Annotated in this window: 12 protein-coding genes; 11 read left to right on the top strand and 1 reads right to left on the bottom strand. The window is 43.1% G+C overall.

What is annotated here, in order from left to right; translation table 11 throughout:
* Position 1 precedes the first annotated feature (1 nt).
* Complete coding sequence (locus tag INF28_RS07960; protein WP_226392941.1) at positions 2-415, bottom strand: hypothetical protein; 414 nt, start codon at positions 413-415, stop codon at positions 2-4.
* Positions 416-568: 153 nt separating this feature from the next.
* Between INF28_RS07960 and INF28_RS07955 the strand changes: the two genes are divergently transcribed.
* From INF28_RS07955 to INF28_RS07905, 11 genes are all read left to right on the top strand, one after another.
* Positions 569-2,413 carry a TIGR03960 family B12-binding radical SAM protein gene (locus INF28_RS07955; RefSeq protein WP_226392940.1) on the top strand — a complete coding sequence of 615 codons (1,845 nt, stop codon included), beginning with the start codon at positions 569-571 and terminating at the stop codon, positions 2,411-2,413.
* Complete coding sequence (locus INF28_RS07950; RefSeq protein ID WP_226392939.1) at positions 2,406-3,077, top strand: TIGR03936 family radical SAM-associated protein; 672 nt, start codon at positions 2,406-2,408, stop codon at positions 3,075-3,077. The genes INF28_RS07955 and INF28_RS07950 overlap by 8 nt, the downstream gene beginning before the upstream one ends.
* Positions 3,078-3,288: 211 nt before the next feature.
* On the top strand, positions 3,289-4,155 hold the full coding sequence (locus INF28_RS07945) for a sensor histidine kinase (protein WP_226392938.1): 867 nt from the start codon (positions 3,289-3,291) through the stop codon (positions 4,153-4,155).
* Positions 4,152-4,757, top strand: coding sequence for a TIGR04100 family radical SAM protein (locus INF28_RS07940; protein ID WP_226392937.1), 606 nt, complete (start codon positions 4,152-4,154; stop codon positions 4,755-4,757). The genes INF28_RS07945 and INF28_RS07940 overlap by 4 nt, the downstream gene beginning before the upstream one ends.
* A gap of 14 nt (positions 4,758-4,771) precedes the next feature.
* Positions 4,772-5,695 (top strand): DUF2156 domain-containing protein, encoded by a 924-nt coding sequence (locus INF28_RS07935; RefSeq protein ID WP_226392936.1) that lies wholly within the window; start codon positions 4,772-4,774, stop codon positions 5,693-5,695.
* 117 nt (positions 5,696-5,812) lie between these two features.
* Positions 5,813-6,409, top strand: a complete 597-nt coding sequence (ruvA, locus tag INF28_RS07930; protein ID WP_226392935.1) for a Holliday junction branch migration protein RuvA — start codon at positions 5,813-5,815, stop codon at positions 6,407-6,409.
* 15 nt (positions 6,410-6,424) lie between these two features.
* Positions 6,425-7,471 (top strand): Holliday junction branch migration DNA helicase RuvB, encoded by a 1,047-nt coding sequence (gene ruvB, locus INF28_RS07925; RefSeq protein ID WP_226392934.1) that lies wholly within the window; start codon positions 6,425-6,427, stop codon positions 7,469-7,471.
* A gap of 13 nt (positions 7,472-7,484) precedes the next feature.
* A complete protein-coding gene (metG, locus tag INF28_RS07920) occupies positions 7,485-9,416 on the top strand; it encodes a methionine--tRNA ligase (protein WP_226392933.1) in 1,932 nt (643 codons plus the stop codon).
* A 115-nt stretch (positions 9,417-9,531) separates the two neighbouring features.
* Positions 9,532-10,230 (top strand): response regulator transcription factor, encoded by a 699-nt coding sequence (locus INF28_RS07915; RefSeq protein ID WP_226392932.1) that lies wholly within the window; start codon positions 9,532-9,534, stop codon positions 10,228-10,230.
* Between the two features lie 10 nt (positions 10,231-10,240).
* A complete protein-coding gene (locus INF28_RS07910) occupies positions 10,241-12,268 on the top strand; it encodes a sensor histidine kinase (RefSeq protein ID WP_226392931.1) in 2,028 nt (675 codons plus the stop codon).
* Positions 12,249-12,430 (top strand): hypothetical protein (locus INF28_RS07905; RefSeq protein ID WP_226392930.1); only part of this gene is annotated, 182 nt, incomplete at its 3' end. The genes INF28_RS07910 and INF28_RS07905, both read left to right, overlap by 20 nt.

Below are 12,430 nucleotides of genomic sequence, written 5' to 3'. Positions count from 1 at the left end.
ATTAATGCTCCGTAATCTCGCCTGAGGATTCAGACGGTATGTCTTGCTGGGATGTAGCGGGAGCGGCTCCTTGACTATTATCAGGATTTTGTTCGGGGGACTCCTGTACTGGCTGTTTGTCAGTGGGAGAAAAAAGTTCACTGAACCAGTTGATAATATACGTTCCTGTTTCTTTTACATCAGTAAGATCCGATTCATACCGCAGAGCGCGGCCTAAAGCATCCATCCATTGATTTAGACGCGTTACCGGAAGCGTATGCATACACCATACCAATAAAGTACAAACCACAGCGGCGGCAGTTTGTTTCAATAATAATGGGAAAAAACGGCTTTTCGAAGAGGTGGATGATTTGGATTTTGTGTATTTGCGTGGCTTTTGGGCTCTTGGGGAATGATCCTGATAGATATCATTCATATTTTTCACCTGCTTTCATAAGTGAGGTGTGGTATGGACAACACCTTTGATACATTTTACGGAAGTTTCTTCTGGTTTATGCTTGCAACTTTTGAATATGTGGTGTATCATATAGAAATAAGTTAAGAATTCTTTATCCGTGGGAGGAAACAGATGGATTCCATGAAATTTGAACAATGTTTAAAAAAAGTGCAGAAACCGGCTCGGTATATTGGAAATGAATTTAACAGTATCCATAAGGAATGGACTCCGGAGTTGATGTCGGTTGCATTTTGTTTTCCAGATGTGTATGAAGTAGGTATGTCACATTTGGGAATGAAAATTTTATATCATATGCTCAATGCAAGGGAAGATACGGTTTGTGAAAGGGTCTTTGCTCCGTGGGATGACATGGAGCAGGAAATGCGCCGGGAAGGTATACCGCTGCTTTCGCTGGAGAGCAGAAAACCGATTCGTGAATTTGATATGATCGCTTTTACCTTGCAGTATGAAATGAGTTATTCCAATCTGGTCAATATGCTGGATTTGGCAGGTGTGCCCCTGCGTGCGGCAGAGCGGAAGCGGGACGAGCCTTTTGTTTACTGTGGCGGCCCCTGCGCTTATCATGCAGAACCCTTGTCAGATCTTGTGGATTTTTTTGTGCTTGGAGAAGGCGAAGAAGTGAACAGTGAGATCATGGATGTCTTTAAACTATGGCGGGACAGCGGGGAAAGTAGGGAAGCTTATTTAGAGCAGATTGCAAAAATTCAGGGTATTTATGTTCCTTCTTTTTACGATGTAACCTATCATGAGGACGGAACCATTGCGTCTTTTGCACCAAATCGGCCTGGAATTCCTCAGCGCGTTAAAAAACGGATTATTAAGGACATGGATCACACCTTTATTCCGGAGAAGCTGATAGTTCCTTTTATGGAAATTGTGCATGACAGAATTATGTTAGAGCTTTTTCGCGGCTGCATCCGGGGATGCCGGTTTTGTCAGGCGGGATATATTTACCGGCCAGTACGGGAGCGCTCTCCAGAGCGGCTTTTTGAAGTGGCGGAGCAATGTATTCAATCTACTGGATATGAAGAAATCTCCTTGTCTTCATTAAGCACCAGTGATTATACACGGCTGTTTGAGCTTACGGATGGGCTTTTGGCAATGACTGTGGATAAAAAAATTAATTTATCTTTACCGTCCCTGCGTGTAGATAATTTTTCTATGGAATTGATGGAAAAAGTACAGAAAGTGAAAAAAAGCGGATTGACTTTTGCCCCGGAAGCGGGTACCCAAAGACTAAGAGATGTAATCAATAAAAATGTTTTAGAAGAAGATTTAATTCGTACGGCTAAAATTGCGTTTAGCGGAGGATATAATCGGATTAAGCTGTATTTTATGCTGGGACTTCCCACCGAAACAGAGGAAGACGTGTTAGGTATTGGAAAGCTTGCGCAAAAAGTGATAGATGCATTTTATGAATTGCCGCAGGAAGTACGCAAGGGTAGAAGTGTTTCAGTAACGGTCAGCACAGCTTTCTTTGTTCCCAAACCTTTTACACCGTTTCAATGGGAACCGCAGAATCGTATCAGTGAAATGGAAGAAAAAGCAAGGAAACTGAAGGATTCAATCACCAATAAAAAAATTGTCTATAACTGGCATTCCAGTGATGTTAGCTTTTTGGAAGAGGTCTTTGCCAAGGGAGATCGCAGACTGGGTGAAGTGCTGATCCAGGCACAAAAACTGGGCTGTAAATTTGACGGTTGGTCAGATTTCTTTGATTATGCGAAATGGCAGCAAGCCTTTGCTGACTGCGGCATTGACCCGACGTTTTACGCGCACCGTCGCATAGGACAAGATGAGATTCTACCCTGGGATTATGCGGATATTGGGGTGAGCAAGGAGTTTTTAAAGCAGGAGCTGCAAAGAGCATATGCTGGGATTACTACGCCTTCTTGCCGTGAAAAATGTATGGGATGCGGCGCCGCACAGTTTGGAGGAGGTGTGTGTTTTGAGTAAACGGAGAATTTTCTTTTCCAAAACCGGAATGGGAAAGTATATTTCCCATCTGGATCTTTTACGGTGTTTTGCGAGAACGATACAGCGAAGCGGATTGCCGGTGGTGTATTCGCAGGGGTTTAATCCTCACCAGAAGATGACGTTTGCGCTTCCTTTGCCTGTGGGCGTTACCAGCGAATGTGAGACGGTGGATATTGTTTTTGAAGATACAGTGTCTGATGCGGAAATACGGCAGAAGCTAAACCAGAATCTGCCGGTGGATCTCTATGTTTTGGCTGTAGAAACTCCGGTACATGCGGCGGCAGAGATTACGGCGGCCGAATATAGAATGGTGTTTACTACAGCAACAGAAGTGACCAAAAGACAAATCCAGGAATTTTTCGGGCAAACAGAGGTATGGACGGTAAAAAAAACCAAACGCAAAGGAGAAAAGAAGATCAATATTTTGGATTATGTACATGCGTGGGAGGTGCTGATCGCAGAGGAGGGGGAATTTACTCTTCGCGTGGTTCTGGATGCAGGTGGAGAGCGTAATTTAAAGCCGGAAATTCTTGCAAAAGCTATAGAAAATTATTTCCTTCCTTTGCGTATTGAGGAAAAAGAAATGCATCGTTGTAAGATTTTCTGTAATAACAAGGATGGAACCAGAGAGGTTTTTGCTTAAGCACTGTTGATTGAGGAATTTACGGCGTTTTTTGATCTGATGTGCGAAAATACAAAAAGATATTCGATAATGTATTTTTTTGCGTGACAGTAGGGTATAGACTGAGCGAAAGTGTCAGTCTATACCCGTCTATTTTGTGAAAGTTTGCCGCAGTATATTGCTTTACAAGCAGTTTTAAATATGATATAATGAGATAAAATATCATATGAGGATGATGATGGTGCAGAAGGACAATCAAGTATTTAATCAGATGGGGGAGGAGCGGGAAGTACGTTTTGATATTGCCCGGGTGGCGGAGCATGTTGTGTTTCAAACCATGGCCGAAGTCACACCGACGCTTCAGTATTTTGTGCATAATATCAGTCTTACGCCGGAAGAGTTTGATGCGGCACGGCGTGCTGAATTGCTTTGCCGTGGGTTGGTCGGTAGAATTAGTGCCATTGCGGAATTGTACGGTTCTGAGGATATGGTTTCCGGCGTGCGGATGGTGACCTATAATTTGACACAGTTTTTCACTGTACTGACGGATCAGATGAATGAGACGCTGGGGTTGAAAGAAAAAGGAGAAATCACTTTTTCTCTGACAGAAGATTCGGAACCAGATGCTTCTTTTGATGCACGCCGAATTTGTATGATCGTATATCACTTGGTATCCAACGCCTTGGAGCACGGCATAACGCAGAATAAAAATATTGAAATTCGGTGCCGAAATTTTAAAAATAAATTCGAATTGTCCGTGCGGGATCACGGCGGTGGGATCCCCAAAGAGATTCAACCTCATATTTTTCATCGCTTTTTGGAAGATTTTAGTTTTAAAAATCAAATGCTTGGTATGTTCCCGCCTCAGATCAAAGGACTTGGGCTTCCGCTGTGCAGGAAGCTTGCCAAAGATATGAATGGTGAACTTGTGTTTAAAAATTATGTTTCTGGTGCGCGTTTTACTGTCGTTCTGCCGCAAGTGTCGGCTGGACTGCGTGAAGTGTGCGTTTTTCAGCCGGATCCTGCTTTGCTGGAGCGCTGTATGGCTGACTTGTTGCTGCTTTATGCAAGCCGGATGATAAAGGAGGAAAATAAATGACCATCACTTACGAATATTATCATTCACTGTATGTTAATCTGACCAATCGCTGCAGCAATGCCTGTACCTTTTGTGTGCGGAATAAACATGATGATGTCAATGGCAAGGACAATCTGTGGCTGGAGCGTGAGCCATCTTTAGAAGAAATTAAAGCGGATTTTGAAAAGAGGGATTTGTCAAAGTATGCGTCGGTGGTTTTTTGTGGTTATGGTGAACCGGCCATGCGTTTTGATGATGTGATTGTGATTGCAAAATGGCTTAAGGAAAAACAGCCGGATTTGCCTATCAGAATCAATACCAATGGTCAGGCAAATTTAATTTGCAAAAGAGATGTTACACCGGAAATGGCTGGATGTATTGATTGTGTATCTATTAGTTTAAACGCTGAAAATCCGGAAAAATATCAAAAGCTTTGTCAAAGTGAATTTGGCGGAGAAACAGCATTTTCCGGTATTTTGGATTTTGCGGCGCGTGCTGTCAAATATGTGCCGGAAGTGGTTTTTTCCGTGGTAGATATTATGCCGGAAGCTGAAATTGAAGCATGCAGAAAAATTGCGCAGGATTGTGGCGTAAAATTTCGCGTGAGGGAATTTATTAAATAAAAACAGGAGGGTATATGCTGGAATTACAAAAGATAACGCTGGATAAAAAGGATGTTATTAGTCGTTATTTGCAGAGAAAATGCAGTAAAAACTCAGAGTTTACTTTTACAAATTTATTTATGTGGCGTAAAAGCTATGACATGCGTTATGTGATTCTTAATGATATGCTTTGTATTATGCCACAGCACCGTGGCGGTCCACGCAGCGCTACGTTCCCTATCGGTTTTATGCGAGAAGATGGTTCGGAAGGTGATATTGTTCCGGTTATTGAAATGTTGCTGGAATATTTCCGCGAAACGGGTGCAGAGCCATTGATTCGTTTGTATGACGATGATGCTGTGGAAAGATTGATAAAGGCGTTTCCAGGAAAATTTTTGATCACAGAAGATGTGAATTATTTTGATTATGTTTATCGTGTTGAGGACTTAACGCGGCTTGCTGGAAAACGTTATCATGGAAAAAAGAATCATATTAACCGGTTTAAAAAGCTATATCATTGGGAATATCAAAAAATGACTCCGGAAAACAGCGGGGAATGCATTGCTTTATTTGATCGGTGGTATACCAATAAAAAAAATGAAATTCCAGGAATTGAGGAAGAGCGGGAAGCGGTTTTGGAATTGTTCCGGAACTGGAAAGATTTAGATATTACCGGCGGGTGTATTCGAGTAGACGGAAAGATGGTAGCTTTTTCGGTAGGTGAGCCGTTATGTAAAAAGATGGCGGTGATTCACCTTGAACACGCCGATACAGATTATGAGGGCGCTTTTACCATTATGAATCAACAGTTTTTGGAGCATGAATGGCAAGATTTTGAGCTTGTTAACCGGGAGGAGGATATGGGAATTCCTGGTATGCGTAAGGCAAAGGAATCTTACCGACCCGTATTTATGGTGAAAAAATACGTTGCAACTATGATGTCGGAAGTAAAGGCATAAAGGCTAACCTGCATATGCGATGCGTGTGCAGGTTTTTTGTATATGAAAAAAGTATTGAAGTTATGCTTGATTATCTTGTACAGTTATGCTAAAATAAAAAAATATGGAGGGGTGACTGTGTTCTATTATATTTCGGGCAAACTGGTGCATAAAACCGATGCCTTTGCCGTTATTGATGCCGGCGGAGTGGGATATAAACTGTATTCAACCCGTGTATCCCTGGAAAATTTGGGGGATATTGGGGAATCGGCCCGGCTGTATACGTATATGAATCTTAAAACAGCATCGGATCTTTGTGTTTTATATGGTTTTTCCACCATGGAAGAATTGAATATTTTTGAAATGATTGTTGGTGTTTCCGGTATTGGCGCAAAAACAGCAGTAAATTTGCTGTCCAATGTTTCGCCGTCAAAATTTGCTCTTTGTGTGGTTACCAATGACGCAAAATATTTGTCAGCGCATACGCCGGGACTTGGACCAAAAGGAGCCCAAAGAATCATTTTGGAATTAAAGGATAAATTTAAGGGAGTAGACCTTCAGGAAATCCCCGGTGAGGAAATTTTTTCGCCGGAAGCGCAGGAGCCGGATGAGGCGGTGTCCGCCCTGGTTGTGTTGGGATATTCGGCGCAAGAAGCCAAAGCGGCCTTAAAAGGGGTTTCTGGTTCTCTGGAAGAAATGATCAAAGCGGGATTGAAAAATTTGATGAAGGGTTAAAGGCAGGAACAAAGTATGGATAAGGATGAAAACAGGATTGTCACTTCCAGCGAAATGGCAGAGGACAATGATAATGAATATAGTTTGCGGCCGAAAAAACTGTCAGAGTATATTGGGCAGAAAAAGGTAAAAGAAAACCTGCGTGTTTTTATCGAAGCGGCGCGGCAGCGGAGCGAAGCACTGGATCATGTACTGTTATATGGACCGCCAGGATTGGGTAAAACGACTCTGGCTGGGGTGATTGCCAACGAAATGGGAGTCAATCTAAGGATTACTTCTGGGCCGGCCATTGAAAAACCGGGGGATTTGGCGGCGTTGCTTACTAATCTGGGACAGGATGACATTTTATTTGTGGATGAGATCCACCGCCTGAGCCGGAGTGTGGAGGAAATACTCTATCCTGCTATGGAGGATTTTGCTTTAGACATTATTATTGGAAAAGGGCCGTCGGCCCGATCTATTCGGCTGGATTTGCCCCGATTTACTTTGATTGGCGCTACAACTAAAGCTGGAGCCCTGACGGCGCCTTTGCGCGATCGGTTTGGTGTGATCAGTAGATTGGAAATGTATACAACGGAAGAGTTAAGTACCATTGTCTCTCGTAGCGCCGGTATTTTAAATATTGAAATTGAGCCATCTGGCGCAGCAGAAATTGCCTCCCGGTCCAGGGGGACGCCGCGAATTGCCAATCGTTTGCTTAAGCGGGTTCGGGATTTTGCTCAGGTGATTTCTGACGGTGTCATTACCAAAGAGGTGGCGGATCATGCTTTGCGGCAGCTGGAAATTGATGATTTGGGCCTTGATGCCAGTGATAAGCGAATGCTAAAAACGGTGATAGAACATTATGACGGAGGCCCTGTGGGATTGGATACACTTGCCGCTACTATTGGCGAAGAAAGCGACACCATTGAAGATGTCTATGAACCGTATTTGATGCAGATTGGGTTTATCAACCGCACACCGCGGGGACGGGTGGTAACCAAAAGAGCATATGAGCATTTTGGAATTCCCTACGGTCAAAGAGAAACAGTGGAAAATATCTCTATGTTTGACGAAGATTGAAGGAGTGATTGAAATGGATCAGAAAGAAAAGTATTATATTACAACTGCCATTGCCTATACTTCGCGGAAGCCGCATATCGGCAATACGTATGAAGTGGTGCTGACTGATGCTATTGCCCGGTTCAAGAGATATATGGGATATGATGTTTTTTTCTGTACTGGTACAGATGAACATGGTCAGAAAATTCAGGAGTTGGCAGAAGCTGCTGGGATCTCTCCCAAAGAATACGTGGACCAAGTGGCAGGAGAGATCAAAAGCATTTGGGATTTAATGAATACCAGCTATGATAAATTTATTCGTACTACAGATGATTACCACGAAAAAACGGTGCAGAAGATTTTTCAGAAGCTGTATGATCAGGGAGATATTTACTTAGATTCCTATGAAGGCTGGTATTGTACGCCGTGCGAATCCTTCTGGACAGATACCCAGCTGGTGGATGGCAAATGTCCGGATTGTGGCCGGGAGGTGCATAAACAGCATGAGGAAGCATATTTCTTTAAGATGAGCAAGTATGCAGACCGACTGATGAAATATATTGAGGAACATCCGGAGTTTATACAGCCGGAATCTCGAAAAAAGGAAATGGTGAATAATTTTTTAAAACCCGGACTTCAGGATTTGTGTGTTTCAAGAACCAGCTTTACATGGGGGATTCAAGTGCCATTTGATCCAAAGCATGTGATTTATGTCTGGTTGGATGCACTGACCAACTATATTACCGCAATTGGTTACCGTGGTGACTCTGTAGAAGCTCCGTTTGAACAATATTGGCCGGCAGATGTGCATATCATAGGTAAGGATATTCTCCGGTTTCATACTATTTATTGGCCAATTTTCCTGATGGCTCTTGATTTGCCTCTTCCAAAGCAGATATTTGGGCATCCGTGGCTTTTAAACGGACAGGACAAGATGAGCAAGTCCATTGGTAATGTGATTTATGCCGATGATCTGGTTCGTAATTTTGGAGTAGATGCAGTACGGTATTATCTTTTACATGAGATGCCTTTTGCTCAGGATGGAACCATTACGTTTGAAACTTTGATTAGCCGTTTTAATTCCGATCTGGCTAATACCTTGGGGAATTTGGTTAACCGGACGGTTTCCATGATTAAAAAGTATTTTGACGGAGAGATTCCTGTACCGGGAGAATGCGGAGAAACAGAGGAAAGTCTGCGGGCGGTTTGTTTGTCTTGTGCAAAAGAAACAGCGGCCTGCATGGACAAGCTTCGGGTGGCAGATGCAATGGATCAAATTTGGAAAATTGTGGACCGATCCAACAAATATATTGACGAGACTGCTCCTTGGGTGTTGGCAAAAACGGAAGAGGGAAGAGAACAACTCAAAACGGTAATGTACCATTTGGCAGAGGCGATTCGGTTTATTGCGTCTTTACTGTCATCATTTATGCCGGATACGTCTGTGTCCATTGCACAGCAGGTGAATTTTGGTGACCTGTCGTGGGAGAGCCTAGCTTCCTTTGGGGGTGTTCAGCCCGGGACAAAAGTTTCAGATCCACAGCCCTTATTTGCCCGGTTAGATCCGGAGAAAAAGCTGGCAGAGCTGGAGGCGGAGCTTGCACAGCCTCAGCAGATGGAAATTGAAATAGAACCCATTAAGCCTTTGATTGAATTTTCTGATTTTGAAAAGCTGGATATTCGTGTGGGAAAGGTCGTTGCCTGTGAAAAAGTTCCCAAATCATCCAAGCTGTTGCGGTTTGAATTGGAGGTGGGTTCAGAACGTCGACAGATCCTTTCCGGTATTGCCAAGTATTGTAAACCCGAGGAAATGATAGGTAAAAATTTGCTGTTTATTGCAAATCTCCCGCCACGCAAAATGATGGGGCTGGAATCCAATGGTATGATTTTATCTGCGGAGTACGGAGAGGATTTGGTGGTAACCACTACCATGGACGATATTCAGTCTGGTGCTTGTATTGTATAATAATGTACGCCGGCCTTGCGCCGGCGTTTTTCTTAAGAAATTCTTAAATAATTTATTCCCTTTTCCTTAAAAACTTGCTTTTATAATCATAGTATCGGTGAAACGGAGTGAAAGTATGAAAAAGCAATGTGTACTGATTGTGGACGATGACCATGCGATTGTTGATAGCACGGCGCTTTACCTAGAAAGCGAGGGCTTTTGTGTTGTAAAAGCGTATGATGGGTTGGAGGCTTTGCGCTGTTTGGAGGAGAAAGAAATTCATCTGATTATTTTAGACATCATGATGCCGCATCTTGACGGTATTAAGGCAACGCTGAAGATCCGGGAGAGCAAAAACATTCCTATTATTCTGGTTTCTGCAAAATCAGAGGACGCGGATAAAATTCTGGGATTGACCATTGGGGCTGATGATTATGTTACAAAGCCGTTTAATCCGCTGGAATTGGTTGCCAGAGCGAAATCCCAGCTTCGACGGTACACCATGCTTGGAACCATGGTGCCGGCGAAAAATGAAGTGGTTCAAATCGGCGGGCTTGTGGTGGATACGGAGGGAAAGACGGTTAGTGTAGACGGAAACGAGGTGCGGTTGACTCCTACAGAATACGGAATTTTGGAGCTTTTGTGCAAAAATCCGAACCGTGTCTTTTCCACCGAAGAGATATACCGCCGGGTCTGGAACGAAGAAATTGTAGTGAATGACCGTACCATTGCAGTGCACATACGACGAATCCGTGAAAAAATCGAAATCAATCCGAAAGAGCCGAAATATTTAAAGGTGGTGTGGGGCCTTGGATACAAAATTCAAAAAGATTAGCAGGAACGTTTTGCTTAAAGCAACAGCGTTTCTTCTGTGCGTTGTGTCGATTTGTTGGGCATTTGTTTCTGTTTGGGAAAATCTGTACCAAGCAAGTCAGCTGAATATGATGTTAGAAGATATCAAAACACCGGATTATGCAGTAAGTTACAGTTGTTATCGATATAAGCTGAAAGCGGCAGATTTATTGAATTCTATATTAGATTACCGGACAACAACGGATGGGACTATGAGCCAGGAATATCAGATTTCAGCATGGAAGCAGAGATTGAATGCAATGGGAGGCGTTCAGTATTATGCACAGGCGGGAGATTTGGTCATCAAAAACATTGAGCAGGATACGCCGGAAGCGTTTGGATTTCTCACAGCGCAAAATTATTTGGTGGCAGACCATGAATCAGAGATTTTTACCTATTATCCTCAAAAGGATGATCAGTCTTACATGGAGGAACTGCAGACCAGTATGCGGTTTGACAGCCATCGGGAAATTTCTGCTTCGGAGCCCATTCCGGATCGGGAGAACTATCGTATCTATATTGCTTTGGATGATTCCTACACTGCTGCGCAGCAGGCAGCGTTTGAATATACAGCGGCAGAAATCTCGCGGTGTATTATCCAAAGTGTTATTTTGCTGATATTGGCGCTGCTTTGCCTTCTTTATCTATGTATCGTTTGTGGGAAAAAACCGGAAGATGATAGCATACATCACATGTTAATCGATCGCCTTTGGTCAGAAATCAGTCTGTGTATTTTGCTCCCTTTGATTCCGGCTCTGACAGGAGCCGGAGTTGTACAGGGATGGGCAGAGGCCTCGCGGGCGGATATGCTGGAGTTGGTAAAAGTTCCCCTTTTGACGGCTCTTGCCGCGTCGGTTTGTTTATGGCTTACTGTATTTTTTAGTGTAATACGCAATGTCAAGGATAAGTGCTTTTTGAAGCGATCTGCTATTGTACAGTTTATACGCTGGATAATAAAAATTTGGAAGAAATTGTTTGGCGTCTTGTTTACGGGGATTAGTCAAAAAAAATCTCTGCGCGCACAAATTTTGCGATGGATTCTTCTTATTGCAATGGTGCACATTCTGACAGGCATTTTAATAGGAGCAGTACCATATGGAATTTTGATTTGGCTTTTTTTGGCCGTGGCGGCGGATGTGCTGTTGATTCGTTTTTTGACAACAAGAGGGGAAGAACTTTCTCAAATTGCCGAAGGGGTAGCTAAAGTCCGGGCGGGAGAGCTGAATTACAAAATTCCAGTTCCGGAGAATGGAATACTGCGGGAAATGGCAGTCAATGCCAACGGCATTGCGGAAGGCCTCAGCCAAAGCGTTCAAAAGGAGGTACGGGCTGAAAAAATGAAAGCAGAACTGATTACCAATGTATCGCATGATTTGAAAACACCGCTGACCTCCATCATTAATTATGCAGAACTTTTGGGAAAAGAAGAGTTGACACCAGAACCCGCCAATGATTATGTACAGATTATTCGCGAAAAGAGCGAGAAGCTGAAAACACTTACGCAGGATTTGTTTGAGATTTCTAAAGCCCAAAGCGGTAATATTGAAGTGCGTGCAGAAAAATTAAACTTGTCAGAATTGGTGCGGCAATGTGTGGGAGAAGTAGAAGCGCAAATGAAACAGGCAGGATTGGAATGTAGATTTCAGACGGAAAGCTTTCCTGTTATGGTTTTGGCAGATGGGCGGCTGCTTTCCAGGGTGATGGAAAATTTCCTGGGAAATATTATAAAATATGCCATGTCTGGTACCAGGGTTTATATATCCATTTCAGTATACAATCAGCGGGCATCTGTACAGTTTAAAAATGTTGCCGGTTATGAAATGGATTTTTCGGCGGATGAAATTACAGAACGTTTTACCCGCGGGGACAAGGCGCGGACATCTGAAGGCAGCGGACTTGGGCTTGCCATTGCGCAAAGCTATACCGAGGCTTGCGGAGGAAAAATGGCCGTTTCAGTAGATGGAGATTTATTTAAGGTTACGGTTGGTTTTCCGGTATGGAATGATGGAGAGAAAGAATAAAATAAAAAAGACCGCGGTAAAAATTTGCCGCGGTCTCAGCCTGTCGAAAAAGCTCAGCAAAAGCTGGGCTTTTTGTTTGTTATGTGGTAAAATAAGGTTGGGTGATAAAAATGCTAAGAACAAACAAGAAAGAACGAAATCAAGTAGAAATATTTTCAATAG

This window comes from Ructibacterium gallinarum, assembly GCF_014982785.1.
Lineage (GTDB): Bacteria > Bacillota > Clostridia > Monoglobales > Monoglobaceae > Ructibacterium > Ructibacterium gallinarum.
Note: the sequence above shows the minus strand (reverse complement) of the source record. Positions and strands in the feature narration are given on the sequence as shown.